15 protein-coding genes and 1 other RNA gene are annotated in these 17,774 nt (G+C 76.3%); 8 read left to right on the top strand and 8 right to left on the bottom strand.

All coding sequences use genetic code 11. The annotated features are described in order from the left end of the window. Positions 1-107: 107 nt before the first annotated feature. The 4 genes from ACFWPI_RS18435 to ACFWPI_RS18450 all read right to left on the bottom strand — a co-directional run bounded on the left by ACFWPI_RS18435 (position 108) and on the right by ACFWPI_RS18450 (position 7,545). Positions 108-1,793 carry an ATP-binding cassette domain-containing protein gene (locus ACFWPI_RS18435; protein ID WP_380370550.1) on the bottom strand — a complete coding sequence of 562 codons (1,686 nt, stop codon included), beginning with the start codon at positions 1,791-1,793 and terminating at the stop codon, positions 108-110. A gap of 127 nt (positions 1,794-1,920) precedes the next feature. Further along, positions 1,921-2,064 carry a VenA family class IV lanthipeptide gene (locus tag ACFWPI_RS18440; RefSeq protein WP_159398410.1) on the bottom strand — a complete coding sequence of 48 codons (144 nt, stop codon included), beginning with the start codon at positions 2,062-2,064 and terminating at the stop codon, positions 1,921-1,923. A gap of 229 nt (positions 2,065-2,293) precedes the next feature. Continuing rightward, complete coding sequence (locus ACFWPI_RS18445) at positions 2,294-4,327, bottom strand: alpha/beta hydrolase family protein (protein WP_380370554.1); 2,034 nt, start codon at positions 4,325-4,327, stop codon at positions 2,294-2,296. Continuing rightward, on the bottom strand, positions 4,324-7,545 hold the full coding sequence (locus ACFWPI_RS18450) for a lanthionine synthetase LanC family protein (RefSeq protein WP_380370557.1): 3,222 nt from the start codon (positions 7,543-7,545) through the stop codon (positions 4,324-4,326). Before ACFWPI_RS18450 ends, ACFWPI_RS18445 begins: the two co-directional genes overlap by 4 nt. Positions 7,546-8,189: 644 nt before the next feature. On the opposite strand from ACFWPI_RS18450, the gene ACFWPI_RS18455 reads away from it, so the two are divergent. From ACFWPI_RS18455 to ACFWPI_RS18465, 3 genes are read left to right on the top strand one after another with little or no spacing between them, the layout of a single operon-like run. Beyond that, positions 8,190-9,026 (top strand): Nif3-like dinuclear metal center hexameric protein, encoded by an 837-nt coding sequence (locus ACFWPI_RS18455; RefSeq protein WP_380370560.1) that lies wholly within the window; start codon positions 8,190-8,192, stop codon positions 9,024-9,026. A gap of 23 nt (positions 9,027-9,049) precedes the next feature. Further along, positions 9,050-9,793, top strand: a complete 744-nt coding sequence (locus tag ACFWPI_RS18460; RefSeq protein WP_063347374.1) for a zinc ribbon domain-containing protein — start codon at positions 9,050-9,052, stop codon at positions 9,791-9,793. A 4-nt stretch (positions 9,794-9,797) separates the two neighbouring features. Continuing rightward, positions 9,798-10,934: a bifunctional RNase H/acid phosphatase gene (locus tag ACFWPI_RS18465; protein ID WP_063347373.1), complete on the top strand. Its 1,137-nt coding sequence runs from the start codon at positions 9,798-9,800 to the stop codon at positions 10,932-10,934. 49 nt (positions 10,935-10,983) lie between these two features. Here the strand turns inward: ACFWPI_RS18465 and yaaA are convergent, their stop codons facing one another. Beyond that, entirely contained in the window at positions 10,984-11,769 is a 786-nt protein-coding gene (gene yaaA, locus ACFWPI_RS18470) for a peroxide stress protein YaaA (RefSeq protein WP_380370563.1), read from the bottom strand. A gap of 123 nt (positions 11,770-11,892) precedes the next feature. After that, positions 11,893-12,333, bottom strand: coding sequence for a DUF3995 domain-containing protein (locus ACFWPI_RS18475; RefSeq protein WP_079135552.1), 441 nt, complete (start codon positions 12,331-12,333; stop codon positions 11,893-11,895). 142 nt (positions 12,334-12,475) lie between these two features. On the opposite strand from ACFWPI_RS18475, the gene ACFWPI_RS18480 reads away from it, so the two are divergent. From ACFWPI_RS18480 to rnpB, 5 genes are all read left to right on the top strand, one after another. Further along, positions 12,476-12,826 carry a hypothetical protein gene (locus tag ACFWPI_RS18480; protein ID WP_380370566.1) on the top strand — a complete coding sequence of 117 codons (351 nt, stop codon included), beginning with the start codon at positions 12,476-12,478 and terminating at the stop codon, positions 12,824-12,826. Then, positions 12,823-13,194 carry a type II toxin-antitoxin system death-on-curing family toxin gene (locus tag ACFWPI_RS18485; protein WP_063347370.1) on the top strand — a complete coding sequence of 124 codons (372 nt, stop codon included), beginning with the start codon at positions 12,823-12,825 and terminating at the stop codon, positions 13,192-13,194. Before ACFWPI_RS18480 ends, ACFWPI_RS18485 begins: the two co-directional genes overlap by 4 nt. 138 nt (positions 13,195-13,332) lie before the next feature. After that, a complete protein-coding gene (locus ACFWPI_RS18490; RefSeq protein WP_380370568.1) occupies positions 13,333-14,790 on the top strand; it encodes an RNB domain-containing ribonuclease in 1,458 nt (485 codons plus the stop codon). Between the two features lie 101 nt (positions 14,791-14,891). Beyond that, complete coding sequence (locus ACFWPI_RS18495) at positions 14,892-16,379, top strand: MFS transporter (protein ID WP_380370571.1); 1,488 nt, start codon at positions 14,892-14,894, stop codon at positions 16,377-16,379. Between the two features lie 13 nt (positions 16,380-16,392). Further along, positions 16,393-16,789: RNase P RNA component class A (gene rnpB, locus ACFWPI_RS18500), an RNA gene on the top strand. 136 nt (positions 16,790-16,925) lie between these two features. Here rnpB and ACFWPI_RS18505 read toward each other — a convergent pair. Both ACFWPI_RS18505 and ACFWPI_RS18510 read right to left on the bottom strand, forming a co-directional pair. Beyond that, positions 16,926-17,183 (bottom strand): hypothetical protein, encoded by a 258-nt coding sequence (locus ACFWPI_RS18505; RefSeq protein ID WP_063347367.1) that lies wholly within the window; start codon positions 17,181-17,183, stop codon positions 16,926-16,928. Positions 17,184-17,283: 100 nt separating this feature from the next. Beyond that, entirely contained in the window at positions 17,284-17,682 is a 399-nt protein-coding gene (locus ACFWPI_RS18510; protein WP_063347366.1) for an ACT domain-containing protein, read from the bottom strand. Positions 17,683-17,774: the final 92 nt, after the last annotated feature.

Genomic DNA, 17,774 nt, shown 5'->3' on the forward strand with positions numbered 1-17,774 from the left:
TCGGCGATGCCGACTTCTCGTGCCGGGCGCCGGGGCGGGCGGTTGCGTGGGAAGTCGATCGGGCCGACTTCCTGCGCCGCCGTCGGACGGGGCGCGGTGGCGGGCCATCAGGCGGAGGCCGTCTGGAGGGCGGTGTCCGACAGGGCGGCGCGGTAGTCGGGGTCGGCGAGGAGGGTGGTGTGCGGGGCGAGGGCGCGCAGGCGGCCGGCGTCGAGCCAGGCGACGAGGTCGGCGCGGGCGGCGACCCCGGCGCGGTGGGCGACCACCAGCCGGGTGCGGCCGAGGGTGGCGCGGTCGAGGGCCTCGCTGACCTGGTACTCGGTGGCGAGGTCCAGTCCCGAGGTGGCGTCGTCGAGGACGACGACCCGGGCGGGCCGGGCCAGGAGCCGGGCCAGGCCGAGGCGTTGCAGTTCGCCGCCGGAGAGCCGGAGTTCGTCGAGCGGGGTGTCCCAGCCCCGGGGCAGCCGCTGGAGGAAGCCGTCCGCGCGGGCGGCCGCCGCCTCGGCTGGGCCGGCGCCGGCCAGCGCGTCGCGGACCGTACGGCCGACCAGGGCGGGCCGGGCGAAGGCGTAGCCGACCGCGTGCCGCAGTTCGGACGGGGCCAGCGCGTCCACCGGGACACCGTCGATCAGTACGGCGCCCTCGTCGGGGTCGAGCAGCCGCCCGGGCAGCGCGGCCAGCAGCGACTTGCCGGAGCCGGAGCGCCCCACCAGTGCGACCGTGCGGCCGCCGGGGATCGTCAGATCGAGCGGGCCGAGCAGCACCCGGTCGCCGTCGCGCACCACCACGCCGCGCAGGACGACCTCCCCGTAGCCGCCGACGGGGAGGGCCGCCAGGCCGGGTTCGGCCGGGCGGACGGCCAGCAGTTCGTCGGTCCGGGCCTGCCCGGCGCGGGCGTGCGCCACCGCGACCAGCGCCTCGACCTGCTCGAAGAGTCCCGCGCCGAGGGCAGCCCAGCCGGCCGCGGCGGCGAGCGCCCCGGGGGCCAGGGTGCCGGGGGACGGAGTGCCGGGGGCCAGGGCGCCGTCGGCGAGGAGCGCCCCGGCGGTGGCGAGCACCGCGACCTCGACCACTGCGATCAGCAGGGTGGCCTGCCAGGCGGTGCGCCGCTGCGCCGCCCAGAGCGCGCGCCCGGCGGCGGCAAGCTCCGGAAGCGGCGCCAACACCCTTGCCGCCTCGCGCTGTTCGGCACCGGCGGCGTGGATGCTGCGCAGCCCGGTGAGGGCGCCGCTGAGCCGGGCGGCAAGGTCGGCCTGGACCTCCTGGTAGCGGGCGAACACCGGCCCGGCCTCGCGCAGGAAGAGCCGGATCAGCACCACGCCGGGGACGACGCCCGCGAAGAAGGCGAGCGCCAGCCACGGCGACAGCAGCCCGAGCCCGACGATCGCGCCCGCCGAGGTGAGCAGCGCCGTGGCCGCGCCGAGGACGGCGGGCAGTCGGCCGCCCGCGTCGCCGGCCGAGCCCAGCAGGCGGGCGGCGAGGTCGCCGGGCGGTGGTCCGTGGCGGAGCCGGCCGCCGGGTCCGAGGGCGAGCAGGTGGCGGACGAGGCGCCCGCGCAGGGCGGCGGTGGCCTCGGCGGAGCAGGCCGGGCCGGCCGCGGCGGCGGTGGCATTGGCTGCGGCGGCCACGCCCAGGACGAGGGCGAGCCGTACGAAGGCGCCGGGCCCGGGCCGGTGGCCGAGGGTGGCGTCGACGGCCGCGGCGAGCGCGGCGGGCAGGGCGAGCGTGGTGGCGGCCTCGACCGGCAGGGCGATGCCGAGTGCGAGGGTCCAGCCGGTGGGGCGGCGGGGCAAGTCGGAGCTCCCGTCGGAACGTCAGAACGTTGGGTAGGGGGGCGGGCGGGCACGTGCAGGGAAACGGACGGTGCCGTCCCCGCCAGTCCGGACAGGCGGGGACGGCACCCACGGCTCACCGCCTGGATCAGCTGTTGGTGAAGATCAGGCAGGTGAGGATGAGACAGGTGTACTGGCAGCCGGCGCCGTGGCCGGTCAGCTCGACGGACTCGGTCTCCGGCAGGTCCTGCAGCGCCGCGAGGTCGGTCTCGAAGTCCACCATGTTCTCCATGATCGGGTTCCTCCCCTGGAACTACGCCCGCCGCGATCTGCCTGCGGGCATCGGGTGTCGCCCCCGGGCGGCTCGGTCCGCCGCGCCGGGGTGGTGCCCCGGGCCGCGTCGGGCCCGGGAGTCTGTGTGGTGAGGTGTCGACGTTCTGAGATGTCGAGATGTCGAGGTGCCGACGTCCTGAGGAGTCGAGGAGTCGAGGTGTCGACGTACCGAGGTGTCGGGGCTCCGGTCAGCCCGGTCGGCCGGTCCGCAGGAAGGCGGCCAGCAGCTCGTGCAGCACGGCCGCGCCCTCCTCGGCGAGCACCTCGTGGCCCGATCCGGCCGCCTCGACGTACCGGAAGTCCGCGCCCTCGACCCGGCCGATCCGCAGCAACTCGTGCCGCAGCGAACGGGACTGGCTCACCGGCACGACCTCGTCCCGGTTGCCGTGCACCACCAGCAGTGGGGCGCTCAGCCGGTGCGCCAGCTGGAGGACGTCGCGCGGGCCACGGGCGTCGGTGATCGGCTCGTCGCCGGCCAGCCGGGTGGTCAATGCCCGTACGGGGGCCGCCGCTTCGGCCAGCAGCCGGGCGCCGGACAGGAACGGCGCGACCACCGCGCAGCGGGACACCTGCTCGGCCGGCGCGTGCGCGGCCGCCAGCAGCGCCAGGAACGCGCCGTAGCTGACCCCGAACAGGGCCGGCGGCTCCAGCCCGAGTGCCGCGCGCTGGCCGGCGATGCCGTCCAGCAGGTACAGCACGTCGTCCAGGTCGGGCCCGCCCCAGGCGCCCCGGATGGCCATCGCGTGCGCCACCCCGTAGCCGGTGGAGCCGCGCTGGTTCGGTGCGATCACGGCCAGGCCCTCGGCGGCCATCCGCTGAAGGGCCGGGTCGAACTCCAGCCGCCAGGCGTCCGCCGGGCCCCCGTGCAGCGCCAGCACCAGGTGCGGGCTGCTCAGCCAGGTGTCCCCGCCGTACACCACGGCCTCCAACGGCCCGGCCGGGCCGGCGAGTTCGAGGCTCTGCGCGGGCTGCCAGCGGCCGCCGTCCCCGGGTGCGGTGCTGCCGTCCACCCGCCAACCCGGCGGCGGGGTGCGGGGGGTGCGCGGACCGCCGGGCTGCCAGGGCAGCACGGTGTCCCGCCACGGGCCGGGCAGGCCGGAGCCCAGCGGCGCCAGTTGCAGTGGCAGCGGCATCGGTATCGGGCCGGACCCGGGCTTCGCCGGGCCGTGTGCCAGCAGCGCGTCCACGTCCAGGGCGGCCAGCGCCGCCGGGTGGTCGGGCGAGGAGTAAGGGAGCCGCAGCGCCGCCCCGCCCCAGTGGCCGACCGCGCCGAGCCGGCCGGGCGGCACCGGCAGCTGGTCCAGCCGGCCGGCGGCGGCCCGCCACAGGGCGAGCGCGGAGCCGGCGCCGTGGTCGACCTGCACCGCCACCTGCGGGCCGTCCGCCGTCCGCCGCAGCGCGACCGGCCGCAGGAACATGCCCGCGACGTGCAGGCACTCCGGGAACCGCAGCGGTTCGCCGCCGCCCAGCACGCCCCAGCCGAGCCGGTCGGTGCCCGGCGCGTCGCTGCGCACCATCGCGAACCGGCTGTCCGGGTCGAACAGCACCAGCCGGTCGTTGCTGCGCTCGCCGATCTCCAGCAACGGGGTGGTCGTGCCGCTGCGCAGGTCCAGCACCACGGTGCGGACGAGCCCCGCGTTCACCCGGTCCAGCGCCAGCAGCGCCCCGGCGTGGTCCAGCCAGGCGCCGCCGCCGTGCAACCCCGGGATCTCGGCGACCCGTTCGGGCTCGCTGCCGTCCGTCCGCACCAGCCAGGCGGTGGTCGCCGGGCGGGTGTCCGTCCCGAGGGCGAGCGCCACCGGCGTCCGAGGGCCGGCCCCGGGGGGCGTCGGGATCGGCAGCAGCCGCAGCCCGGGCATCCGGATCGTGGCCACCTGCTGTTCCACGGCGCCGTTCTCGCCGTACGAGAGGCGGACCAGGTCGTGCCGCTCGCCGTCGTGCCGGCAGACCAGCACCGAGCCGTCCGGCAGCGCGACCAGTTGCGAACGCAGGCTCTCCGACCGGTTGCCGGGCAGCGGCAACGCGAGCGGCGTGGCCGGCCCGCCGTCCGACGGCAGCCGCCAACTCTCCACGTACCAGCCGCCGTCGGCGGCCGAGGCGAGGCAGGCGGCGTGACCGCCGTCGGCGGCCGAGGCGAGGCAGGCGGCGTGACCGCCGTCGGCGGCGAAGGTGAAGCTCAGTCGGCGCAGCGCCTGCGCGACGGTCCGGGTGGCCACGTTCATGCCCCGCTCACCCCGCTTGCCGCACCCTGGGACCGGCGTACGGCGGGCGGCACCGGATCCACCCAGAGCCGGGGGCCGCCGTGCCGCAGCCGCAGCAGGAAGGCCAACGCTCCCGCCGCGCCGGTGCCGTAGCCGGCCGCGCAGCCCGTCCCGGTCTCGTCCGGCAGCACCAGCAGGCCGCCCCGCAGCGCCGACCGGGCAGCGATCAGCTGCGCCAACTCCTCGGCGCCGGAACGGAATTCCTGCCCGTCGGCGACATCGGCGACCTCGGCGAGGTCGAGCAGGTACTCGCCGTCGCCGGCCAGGCCGTGGCAGGCGCTCACCCCGCCGTGCCAGCGCCCGGCCAGTACGGCCCGCCCGGCGGCCAGCGCCAGCCCGTGCGCGGTGGCGTCGCCGGTGGCCCGCCAGAGCCGCAGCAGGAAGGTGCCCACGCCGGACGAGCCGCTGCACCAGTGCGCCAGCCTGACGCGGTCCGGATCGTCCGCGCTCTGTGGCCACCAGGCGCTCTCGCGCGGCGCGTCCCAGCGGACGGTCGCGGCGAGTGTGTGCCCGGCCTCGACGGCGCCGGCGAGCAGGTCGCGGTCGCCGGTCGCCTCGGCGGCGGCCAGCAGGAAGGCGCCCACACCGGCCACGCCGTGCGCGAAGCCGAGGTGGGTGATCCCGGCGAGCGCCGAGTCGAAGTCCGCCGGCACCGGCCACACCCGCCCGTACGGCTCGTGCCGGGCGGCGGCGAGCAGGGCGCGGCCGCAGTGGGCGGCGCGGTCGAGGAAGGCCGGGTCACCGGCGGCTTCGGCGGTGAAGCCTTCGGCCGCAAAGCGGAGTTGGGTGAACCCGGAGCCGGCCGCGCCGTGGCAGACGTCGGGGTTGGGCCACTCGACGGGGATCCGCCGGGCGAGCGCGGCGGCCCGAACGGCCAGCGCGTCGTCGCCCAGCGCCCGGGCGGCGTCCAGCAGCGCCCAGGCCGTCCCCGACCGCCCGAAGTGCAGCCCGGGCAGCACCGCCGGCTCGGCGGCCAGGCGCTGTTCGATCCACCCGGCGGCCGTCCGTGCCGTCCGCGCGGCCTCCGCGCGCACCTCGCCCGGCAGGCCCTCCGCCGCCACCGCCCGCGCCAGCACCGCCAGCACTCCGGCGGCGCCGTGCTGCACATTGCACGGATCCGTCCGCTCCCCGGCGGGCACGACCGGCCACAACCGGTCCCGCCGCAGCGGCGTGGCCGTGACGGCCAGTTGCCGCAGGCCGTCGCACAGCATCCGGTCGAGGAGGCCGGCCGACGTGCGGCAGGCGGCGTCCGCAGCGGCGCCGTCGGGTCGGACGGCAGCCCGGGGGCCGCCGGTCGTGGCGGTCGCGGCGGCCGGGTCGGTCGTGGAACGGTCGTCGTGGGCGTCGGCGGAGTGCTCGGCGGGCGTGGCCCGGTGGGCCGCAGCGCGCCACGGCGGAGCGGCGGCGGCCCGCATGGCACCGGCCCTGGCGGGCGCGGCACTGCCGTCGGCGGCTCGCTGCGGGGGTGCGGTGGCGGCGTCGCCGGTCGGGCCGGCGGCATGCGGGCCGCCGTCGGGGTGCCGGGTGTGCGCGGTCCGCCGGTTCGGGGCCTGCCACAGGGGGGTGACGGCGGTGGTGGTCTCATGCCCGTGCGCGGCACCGGGAGCCCCGCCCGGGCGTGTGTCATCGCCGCGCCGGGCGTCCGCAGTGGCTTCGCCCGCGAGTTCCGCCCTGACCTGGGCGAGGCTCCAGCGCTGCCCCGGCTGTTCGGCCCGGAGGCCGAGGACGGCGGGGGCGAGGCGGCGGGCGGTGGTGCCGGTGCGGGCGGCGAGGGCGAGCCAGCGGCCGAGGCGTTCGGTGACCGGGCGGGCCCGGGGCAGGTCGTCCGGGAGTAGCGGGTCGTGGCCGGTGGCGAGGAGGAAGAGCAGGCCGCCGAGGGCGTACAGGTCGACGGCCGGGTCGGCGACGCAGGTGCCGTCGTGGACGAGGCCGAGCCGGCCGGGTCCCTGTTCGGGGGCGCGGTAGCCGGGGGTGCCGGCGGAGCCGGCGGGGCGGCCGGTTTCGGCGGCGAGTTCGAGGTCGACGAGCCGGAGGCGGCCGTCGGGGCGGACCATCACGTTGCCGGGGGAGAGGTCGCGCAGGACGAGTCCTTGGGCGTGCACCCGCTCGACGAGGTCGAGGAGGGCGTGCGCGACCGGTCCGGCGTCGGCCCAGTCGACGTCGGGGCTGCCGTCGCGCCGCAGCCGGGCGGCGACCCACGCGCCGAGCGGCTGTCCGGCGATTCGTTCCTGCACGAGGAAGACGGAGTCGTCCCGTTCGATCAGTTCGATCGGGCGGGGTGCCAGGCCCTGCCCGTCCAGCCGGGTCAGCAGGGCGGCCTCGTGCCGCAGGGCGTCGCGGGCGTCGGTGCCGGCCCGGTCGATCTCGATGTGTGCGCGGGCCTGCTTGACCACGACCTCGGCGCCGCTCGCGGCCTCCCGGCCGAGGAAGACCCCGCCCTTGGTGCTGTGCCGTACGGCGGCGGTGATCGCGTACCGCTCGGCGAGCAGCACGCCCGTGCCGCGTTTCACCCCCGGCCGGGCCGCACCGGTCTCCAGCGGGTCCCTGGCCCAGGTCGGCGCCCGGTAGGAGGCGCCGCGCACGTCCTCGGCCCGTTCGCCGTCCGGCCCGTGCAGGACGGACCGGTACTCCCCGTCGTGGCCGAGCTCGGCGCGGGCCGCGAAGGCGCCGTACCGGTAGTGGACCAGGCTGCCGGGCCGGTAGGGGCGGTCGGAGAGCACGGCGGGCCCGGGCAGTCCGGCGGTGGCCCGGTCGAGTCCGGCGGCCAGCCGCCGGAACTGGGCGTCGTCGGCCGGGTAGACGGTGATGAACTTTCCCGCCGAACCCCGATCGCTGTCACGGGAGTTGAGTTCGCGCAGCCGCTGCTCCCCGGCGGCGAACTTGAACGGGCACGGGTCGTCGGCGAGAGCCCGTACGACGGCCGCGAGCACTGCTTCGCCCGCCGCCGAGGCCGCGCTGACGTGGAGCTTCCAGCCCTGCTCCGGGAGTGGAACCGACGCGGGCGGCCTGGCCGTGCACCAGAAGCCCCCGGCGGTGACCTCCCAGTCGCCGCCGCCTCCCCGGCCGCCGGCCTCCGCCAGCGCCGCCCGCGTCGTCTCCGGCCACGGTCCGGCCGCATCCGGCCCGTGGCCCGCCGATTCCCCGCCCCCGGCCGTACGCAGCGATGTGCCCGCCGCCATTCGCCACCACATCCCTTCGTCTCGTCCGCCGCCCGCGGGTGCCCACCTGCTCCGGCACCCGGGCGTGCGGCCCGGCCTGATCGGTTTCCTCGGAAGGAGCGGGAGTGCCGCCCCTGAACGGGAGTGCCGCCTCGGTGTGGCGTGCCGCCCCGGTGCGGCGCACCGCCCTGGTACGGCGGTGCCGCGCCTGGGGCAGGAGCCCCGGCCGTGCCCGCCCCGGGCCCGGTCTCGCCAGGGCCCGTGTCCGGCGGAGCGCCTTCCCGACCCCCGGTCGGGGCAACTGTCGGGGCAACTCCCGTTCGCAGGACTGAAGTTACTTTCGAGGCGGGAGTGGCTCAACGTAGAGCCGGTCACTTCACTCGTAAGGGTGATCAGGAAGCGGTTTCGAATTCGTGCGAGGGCTCCCGTGTGAGCAGTGGGCGCCGGGCGCGCGGGCGCATGCGACCGGCGCCGGCCCCTCCCGGGCGCCCCCGCCGCAGGTTGACGCGCGTCCGTACGCCATCGGCACCCGTGTCCGAACCGCGCCGCCACCGCGCCGCCGCCGCATCCCCGCTGCACCGGCCGCCCCGCTGCCGCCGCCCCGCCGCCCAGGTCGCCGAACGGCCGAGGCCCGACCGCCCCCGCGCGCACGGTAGTCTCGACAGGTGCCGAAACTGTCCGACGTCATCACCGCGCTCGAAGAGGTCTACCCGCCGCAGTGGGCGGAGGCCTGGGACGCCGTCGGCCTGGTCTGCGGAGACCCCCAGGCCGAGGTCGGCCGCGTGCTGTTCGCCGTCGACCCCGTGCAGACGGTCGTCGACGAGGCCGTCGAGTGGGGCGCCGACCTGGTGGTCACCCACCACCCCCTCTATCTGCGCGGCACCACCAGCGTCGCCGCGACCACCTTCAAGGGCCGGGTCGTGCACACGCTGATCAGCAACGGCATCGCCCTGCACGTCGCGCACACCAACGCCGACCACGCCGACCCCGGCGTCTCGGACGCGCTCGCCGAGGCCGTGGGCCTGCGGGTGACCGGCCCGCTGGTGCCGGACCCGACCGACCCGCTGGGCCGCCGCGGCACCGGCCGCATCGGCCTGCTGGAGCCCCCGCTGCCCCTGTCGGCCTTCGCCGCGCAGGTGGCCGAGGGCCTGCCGGCCACCGCCGCGGGCGTCCGGGTCTCCGGCGACCCGGACCGGCTGGTGAGCCGGGTCGCGGTGTGCGGCGGCTCGGGCGACAGCTTCTTCGCCGAGGTGCGGGCGGCCGGGGTGGACGCCTACCTCACCGCCGACCTGCGCCACCACCCCGCGTCCGAGGCCGCCGAGGCGGCGCCGGTCGCCCTGGTCGACGCCGCGCACTGGGCCACCGAGTGGCCCTGGCTCGCCCTGGCCGAGCGGGCCCTGCACACCGCCGCCGACCGGTGCGGCTGGGCCGTGGAGACCAAGGTCTCCCACCGGGTCACCGACCCGTGGACCGCGCACGCTTCCATGTCCTTCACCGCCTGACCCGATTCACAGGAGCCTTCCCCTTGAACGCCGCGCCCGCCGACCAGATCCGCCTGCTCGACCTCCAGGCCTTCGACTCGAAGCTCGACCAGCTGGCCCACCGGCGCCGGAGCCTGCCCGAGCACGCCGAGATCGAGAAGGCCTCCGCCGACCACACCGCGCTCAAGGACCTGGTGGTCGCCGCCGAGGCCCAGCAGGGCGACACCACGCGTGAGCTGACCAAGGCCGAGCAGGACGTGGAGCAGGTCCGCGCCCGGTCCGCCCGCAACCAGCAGCGCCTGGACTCCGGCGCGATCACCTCGCCGAGGGACCTGGAGAACCTCCAGCACGAGATCGGCTCGCTGGCCAAGCGCCAGGGCGACCTGGAGGAGATCGTGCTGGAGGTCATGGAGCGGCTGGAGAGCGCCCAGACCCGGGTCACCGAGCTGACCGCGCGCCTGCAGCACTCCACCGTCGTCCTCACCGAGGCCGAGACCCGCCGGGACGCCGCCTTCGCCGAGATCGACACCGAGGCCGACAAGGTCAAGCGGGACCGCGAGACCGTCGCCGCCGTCGTCCCCGCCGACCTGCTGAAGGTCTACACCAAGCTGCGCCAGACGCAGGGCGGCGTCGGCGCGGCCCGCCTCTACCAGCGCCGCTGCGAGGGCTGCCGCACCGAGTTCTCCATCACCGAGTTCAACGCCATCAAGGCCGAGCCGGCCGACAAGGTGGTCCGCTGCGAGAACTGCTCGCGGATCCTGGTCCGCACCGCCGATTCGGGCGCCTGACCCGGTGGCGGCTCGCTTCATCGTCGAGGCGGACGGCGGGTCCCGGGGCAACCCGGGGCCGGCCGGCTACGGCGCGGTGGTCCGGGACGGCGACACCGGACAGATCATCGCCGAGGCCGCCGAGTTCATCGGCCACGCCACCAACAACGTGGCCGAGTACAAGGGCCTGATCGCCGGCCTCAAGGCGGCCCGGGAGCTCGACCCGGACGCCTCGGTGGACGTCCGGATGGACTCCAAGCTGGTCGTCGAGCAGATGTCCGGGCGCTGGAAGATCAAGCACCCCGACATGCAGCCGCTCGCCGCCGAGGCCCGCACGATCCTCCCGCGTGCCCGGGTGACGTACACCTGGATCCCGCGCGAGCGGAACAAGGACGCCGACCGGCTCGCCAACGAGGCGATGGACGCGGGCAAGGCCGGCCGCCAGTGGGAGCCCAGGCCGCGGGCCGCCGCGGTGGTGGACGAGCCGCCGCTGGAGACCGCCGCCCCCAAGGCCGGCTGGGCCGCCCCCGCCGACCTCGGCACGCCGACCACCTTCGTCCTGCTCCGCCACGGCGAGACCGCGCTGACCCCGCAGAAGCGCTTCTCCGGCAGCGGCGGCAGCGACCCGGAACTGTCCGACAAGGGCCGCTGGCAGGCCGCGCGGGCCGCCGAGGAACTGGCCGCCCGCGGCAGCATCCAGGCCGTGGTGGCCTCGCCGATGCGCCGCACCCGGGAGACCGCCGAGATCGTCGCCGCCCGGCTCGGCCTGGAGGTCCGGTACGAGGACGGGCTGCGCGAGGTCGACTTCGGCGACTGGGAGGGCCTGACCTTCGCCGAGGTGCAGGAGCGCCACCCGGAGGACCTGGCGGCCTGGCTCGGCTCGGCGAAGGCCAAGCCCACCGGCAGCACGGAGAGCTTCACCACGCTCACCCACCGGGCCGGCGTCGCCCGGGACAAGATCATCGCCCGGCACCCCGGCAGGACCGTGCTGGTGGTCTCCCACGTCAGCCCGATCAAGACGCTGGTCCGGCTGGCGCTCGGCGCCCCGCCGGACGCGCTGTACCGGATGGAGCTGTCCGCCGCCTCGTTCTGCGCCGTCCAGTACTACGCGGACGGCAACGCCTCGCTGCGGCTGCTCAACGACACCTCGCACCTGCGCTGAACACCCGGGGCTGAACGCCTGGCTCCGGGGACCGCCCCCCGGAGCGGGCTCAGTGCACCTCGGTGACCACCACGTCCAGCTGCCACGGCTTGCGCGCCGTGCCTTCGGCGGCGAGCTCCACCCGGTGCCCCAGGCCCCGCAGCGCGTCCAGCAGCTCGCCCGGCGTCTTCGGCTCGATCCCCGCGACCAGCAGGTCCCGCACCAGGCGCCCCTTGGTCGCCTTGTTGAAGTGGCTGACGACCGTGCGCTTGCCGTTGCGCTCCTGGAGCACCCGGACGGTCGCCGTCCGGGACGCCACCTCGCCGGCCGGCTTCCACGCCGCCGCGTACGCCGAACTGCGCAGGTCCAGCACCAGCCCGTCCGCCGCCTCCGGCAGCACGGACGCCATCGCGCCCCGCCAGTACGCGCCGAGCGCCCCCGGGCCGGGCAGTTTCACGCCCATCGAGCAGCGGTAGGGCGGGATCCGGTCGGAGATCCGTACGGCGCCCCACAGACCGGAGAAGACCAGCAGCGACCGCTCGGCCCGGCCGTACGCGGCCGCGTCCAGCGTGGCCAGACCCAGGTTGTCGAACAGCACCCCGGTGTACACCTCGCCCGCCGGACGGGCACCCGCCGCCGGCAGCCCGGCGTTGCGGGCGATCTCGCCGCGCAGCCCGGGGCTGAGCCCCAGCACCTCCGCGGCGGTGTCCTCGTCACCCCGGCAGAGACCGACCAGCGCGTCCAGCACCTCGCCGCGCGCGGCCGTCAGCCCGGGCAGCGACAGCCGGTCGAGCGCCACCGGCACCCCGTCCCCGGACGCGGCCTTGCCCTCCGAAGGCGGCAACAGCACCAGCACAGCGGACTCCTCAACACTCTGTGGCGGATGAACCCCGCCACCCTACGCAAAACCGGCCTGCCCCGGGCGGCCCGTCCTGCCCGTCCTGCCTGTCCGGCCCCGAGACGGTTGCCCCGGCCGCGGCTACTCGGCGCCGCCGGCCCCCGCGACCACGGCCGTCCCGGCCGCCAGCGCCAGGCAGAGCGGCGAGTAGTACCGGGTGTCCAGCCGCTTGAACCGCTCCGAGCGCTCGACGGCCCTCCCGAACAGCACCAGGCCGCCGGCGCCGCGCGCCAGCATCACCCCGGCCACCGCCCGCACCCCGGCCCGCCGCAGCCGCCGCGGCCCCACCGCCGGCAGCACCCCGGCCTCCGCCCCCACCAGGTACGCGGCCGTCCCGAGCAGCCCCGCCACCGCGACGCAGGCCGCCGGGGACGGTGGTCCGTCGCCCGCGCCGACCACGGTGTCCGCGAACTCCTCCGGCGTCCGCAGCGGCCACGGCGTCACCGCCCACACCGCGTGCAGCGCCCCCGTCGCCGCCAACACCCCCGACACCGCCGCCCCGGTCACCTTCACCGCACCCATTGCCCGAACCCCCTTCGTGAACGACCACTTGACCCCAGCCTACGAGTGCTCACACCCGGGCCCCACCCCGCCCGGGGGGTGGAAATCCGGTGGGGCCGCCCGGCGTTCGCCACTACGGTGAGCAGCGAGGAGAGTGAGCGAGATGACCCTGCGACCCCTGGACCTGGTGCCCGGCGACGACGACGCCGTGGAGGAGTCCCTGTCCGTGCGCCTGCCCGCCGGCCTGCCGGCGGAGACCCGGCAGGCCCTGGAGTTCGCGGTGCGGGCCGCCGCCGAGGCCGTGATGGCCGGGCGGGTGCGGGTGACCGAGGCCCCGGCCGGGTCGGACACCGCCGAGCTGGCCTTCGAGGTCCGCCAGTCCGAGGTGCCGGACGCGCTCACCGATCAGTCGCAGGAGCCCGGCCGGCAGAGCCGGTCCGAGCGCCGGGCCGCCATGGTCGCCCGGATCCGTGCCGCCAACGCGGAGACGCTGGAGAGGCTCAAGGACCTGTGACCGAGTACCTGGACCTGGAGGACGTCACCTACCTGGCCGGCGGCCCGGAGAACATCCGGGACCTCGGCGGCCTGCTCTCGGCGATCGCCCGCCCGCAGGCGAGCCTGTTCGGCGGGGACGCCTACCCGGACCCGTGGACCAAGGCCGCCGCCCTCGGCCAGAGCCTGTCCCGCAACCACCCGCTGATCGACCGGAACAAGCGCACCGCCTTCGAGGCGATGCTGCTGTTCCTGGACTACAACGGCGAGCCGTACACCGACCCGCACCCGGACGACGCGGTGGCCTTCATGCTCCGGCTGGCCACCGGCGGCTACGACGACGCCGTCGTGCTCGCGGGCAAGGACCTGAAGTCGCTGCTGGGGCGCTGAGCCCACCAGCACCGGCCGCCCAGTGGTACCGGCAGCACCGGCAGCACCGGCAGCACCGGCCGCCCGGCCGCCCGGCCGCCCGGCGCGTCCGGCGGGGTGATCCGTCCGGAATCACCCGATTCGCCCTACGCTGCCTGCATGCCTCGCCGAAAACTGCGCGTCAAGGCCGCCGACTCCGCCCGGATCAACACCGAACTGACCGAACTCCGTGCCCGCCTGGAGATCCACACCGAGTGGCCGGAGCCGGTGCTGGCCGAGGCGGAGGAGGCGGCCGAGCGCCCCCGGCTGCCCGAGCACGACGCCACCGACCTGCCGCTGTTCACCGTCGACCCGCCCGGCTCGCGCGACCTCGACCAGGCCATGCACCTGCTCCACCGCCCCGGCGGAGGCTACCGGGTGTACTACGCCATCGCGGACGTCGCCGCCTTCGTCCGCCCGGGCGGCGCCATCGACGCCGAGGCCCGCCGCCGGGTCGAGACCCTGTACTTCCCGGACCACCGCGTCCCGCTGCACCCCGCCCGGATCTCCGAGGACGCCGCCAGCCTGCTGCCCGGCGAGCCCCGGCCCGCCCTGCTCTGGCAGCTGGACCTGGACGCCGACGGCGCCGTGGTGCTCGCCGACCTGCGCCGCGTCCTGGTCCGCTCGCACCGCCGCCTCGACTACGCGGCCGTCCAGCGCGCGGTGGACCTCGGCGGCGCCGACGAACAGCTCGCCCTGCTCGCCACCGTCGGCCGGCTGCGCGAGGAGCAGGAGCGCGCGCGGGGCGGGATCAGCCTCCCGGTGCCCGAGCAGGAGGTCGAGGAGACCCTGCACGGCTACGTCCTCGGCTACCGCGCGCCCGGCCCCGCCGACGGCTGGAACGCGCAGATCTCGCTGCTCACCGGCCTGGCCGCGGCCGACCTGATGCTCGACGCGGGCGTCGGCCTGCTGCGCACCCTGCCCGCCGCGCCCGCCGCCGCGTACGAGCGGCTGCGCCGGATCGCCGCCGCGCTGGACGTGGACTGGCCGCAGGCGCTCCCGTACCCGGAGCTGATCCGCTCCCTGGACCCGGACGCGCCGATGGACGCCGCCTTCCTCAACGCGTGCACCGGCCTGCTGCGCGGCGCCGGCTACCACGCCTTCGACGAGTCCCGGGGCCTGCCCGCCCCGGCCGACCCGGGCCACGCCGCGCTCGCCGCGCCGTACGCGCACTGCACCGCGCCGCTGCGCCGGCTCGGCGACCGCTTCGCGCAGGAGGTGTGCGCGGCGGTGGCGGCGGGGGAGGAGGTGCCGGACTGGGCGCGCGAGGCGCTGCCCGCCGTGCCGGGCCTGATGGCGAGCGGGGACCGCCGCGCGGCCGAGGTCGAACGGGCCTGCGTGGACCTGGCGGAGGCGGAGCTGCTGGCCGGCCGGGAGGGCGAGGACTTCACCGCCGTGGTGATCGACGTGGACGAGCGGCGGCCCGCGGCCGGCACGGTGCAGCTGCGCCGGCCCGCCGTCCGGGCCCGCTGCGACGGCGCCGATCCCGGGGCGGTGCTGCCGCTCGGCGGGCTGATCCGGGTCCGGCTGACGCAGGCCGACCCGCTCACCCGCACCGTCCGCTTCGCCGCCGTCTGACCCCCTCCGCTTCCACACGCCCCCGGCGCCCGCCCGGCGCCGCCACCCGGACGGTCCGTCACACGGCCCCCGAGCACCGCCCAGGTGGGAGGATCGGTCCCGTGCCCGAAGCCCAGCCCTCCGTCGCCCCGGGGCGCCGCCGCCGACTGCTCGTCCTGGCGATCTGCTGCCTGAGCCTGTTCATCGTCGGCCTGGACAACACCGTGGTGAACATCGCCCTGCCGGCGATCCAGCGGGATCTGGACGCCCCGGCGTCCGGGCTGCAGTGGATCATCGACGCCTACACCCTGGTCCTGGCCTCGCTGCTGATGCTGTTCGGCTCGGTGGCCGACCGCTTCGGCCGCCGCCGGGTGTTCCAGACCGGGCTGCTGTGCTTCGCGCTCGGCTCGCTGCTGTGCAGTCTGGCGCCGAGCCTGGAGTGGCTGGTGGCGTTCCGGGCGTTGCAGGCGGTCGGCGGTTCGATGCTGAACCCGGTGGCGATGTCGATCATCACCAACACCTTCACCGACCCGAAGGAGCGGGCCCGGGCGATCGGCGTCTGGGGCGGCGTGGTCGGCATCTCGATGGCGCTCGGCCCGCTGCTGGGCGGCTTCCTGGTGGACGGCGCGGGCTGGCCGTCGATCTTCCTGATCAACGTTCCGGTCGCCGTGGTCGCGATGCTCCTGACCGCCCGTTACGTCCCGGAGTCGCGCTCGCCCCGGCCGCGCCGGCTGGACCCGGTCGGGCAGCTGCTGATGATCGTCCTGCTGGGCTGCGGCACCGCGGCCATCATCGAGGGCCCGGGCAGCGGCTGGACGTCCCCGCTGATCCTCGTCCTGGCGGTCGCCGCCGTGGCCGCGCTGGTCGCCTTCCCGCTGTGGGAGCGGAGGGTGGCCGAGCCGCTGGTGGACCCGCGGTTCTTCGCCAGCGCGCCGTTCACCGGCGCCACCGTCACCGCGGTCTGCGCCTTCTCGGCCCTGGGCGGCTTCCTCTTCCTCAACACGCTCTACCTGCAGAACGTCCGGCACTACGACCCGTTCGAGGCGGGCCTGTGGACGCTGCCGATGGCCGCGATGATGCTGGTCTGTGCGCCGCTGTCCGGCCGGATCGTCGGCAGTCGGGGTCCGCGCGGCCCGCTGGTGGCGGCCGGGCTGGGCCTGGTCGCGAGCGGGCTGCTGCTGACCAGGCTGGCCGCCGACTCCCCGGCGGCGCTGCTGCTGGCGGCGTACGCGCTGTTCGGCTTCGGCTTCGGCATGGTCAACGCGCCGATCACCAACGCGGCCGTCTCCGGCATGCCGCGCGCCCAGGCGGGGGTGGCCGCGGCGGTCGCCTCGACGAGCCGCCAGATCGGCCAGTCGCTGGGGGTGGCGGTGATCGGTACGGTCGTCACCTCGGCCGTGGTCGGCCCGGTGGCGACGGGCTTCGCCCCGGCCAGCCACGCCGGCTGGTGGATCCTGGTGGGCCTGGGCGGCGCGATCCTCCTCCTCGGCCTGGCGACCACCACCCCGTGGGCGACCGCGACCGCCGTCCGGGTGGCCGCCCGCCTCGGCGGCGAGCCGCCCGTGGTCCGCTCCGGTGTACGGGAGGCCCCACCCGAGCGGCTACGATGACCACTACGGCGGAAGAGCCGGCCGGGCGGCCGCGACGGGTCCTTGACCCGCCGAGGAACGTCCGGGCTCCACAGAGCAGGGTGGTGGGTAACGCCCACCCGGGGTGACCCGCGGGACAGTGCCACAGAAAACAGACCGCCCACCGCTTCGGCGGCGGGTAAGGGTGAAACGGTGGTGTAAGAGACCACCAGCGACCGGGGTGACTCGGCCGGCTCGGTAAACCCCACCTGGAGCAAGGTCAAGATCGGCGCCCTCGGGCGCCGTGCGCGGATGACTGAGGGCTGCTCGCCCGAGTCCGCGGGTAGACCGCACGAGGCTGTCGGCAACGGCAGTCCTAGATGGATGGCCGCCTCCCCGGGCCGCGCGAGCACCCCGGGAGACAGAACCCGGCGTACAGGCCGACTCTTCCGCCGCCCTAGCTTGACTGAGGCCCCCTGATCTGCGAAGCCGCAGGTCAGGGGGCCTTTGTCGTGGGGCCGCCCCGGTCGCGCGAGCGGCTCGGGAGACAGAACCGGGGGTACAGGCCGACTGTTCCGCTTCCCGCCGTTACGCGGGGCGGGCGCCGACGGCGTCGCGGATCTGGTCGCCGAGGCCGCCGTTGACGCGGGCGCAGTTGGCGCAGCAGAAGAAGCGGCCGGCCACTTCGACGCCGTGGCCGACGATGCGGACCTGGCACTGCTCGCAGCGCGGCGCGAGCTTCTCCATCGCGCACTCGAAGCTGTCGAAGGTGTAGGTGTCGCCGGTGATGGTCTTGATCTCGAAGGCGAGCCAGTAGTCGTTGCCGCAGGTGACGCAGGTGGCCATGGCGGCCGTCTCCTTCCGGTGGGGGCCGGCCGGCCGGGGTGGCCGGGCAGCCGTTCCCAGTGTCGGAGGGCCGTGCGGGGGCGGCCACTCGGCGGCGTCGTCAGGCGGAGCGGCCGGCCAGTTCCTCCAGGGCCCGGACGGCGCGGTCGGCGTCGTCGGCGGTGACGAACAGGTGGTCGTGGTGGAAGCCGGCCACCACGTTGCAGCTGATCCCCTCCTCGGCGAGGCGCCCGGCGACGGCCGCGGTGAGGCCGACGGCCTCCAGGGCGGAGTGGATCTGCAGGGTGATCCAGGCGGCCACGTACTCGTAGCGCAGCCCGAGTGCGTCGGCCTCCTCCTGGGCGACGACGACCGTGACCCCTTCGGGTTCGGCGACGGTCACCACCGGCCGCATGCCCGCGGGCACCTTGGCGGGCAGCGTGCAGTACACGTACCGCCCCGGGTTGAGCAGCGGGCGCATCCCGTGCAGCAGCTTCGCGAGGTCTCGTTCACCGGCCATGCCCGTCACCGTAGCGGCCGGACGGGGCCCGGGCGGCGGGGTGGGGCGCCGGTGCGCCGTTCGTGTCGGAATCCGTTGACGAGCGACAGTCG

It is taken from the genome of Kitasatospora sp. NPDC058492 (assembly GCF_042720685.1).
Lineage (GTDB): Bacteria > Actinomycetota > Actinomycetes > Streptomycetales > Streptomycetaceae > Kitasatospora.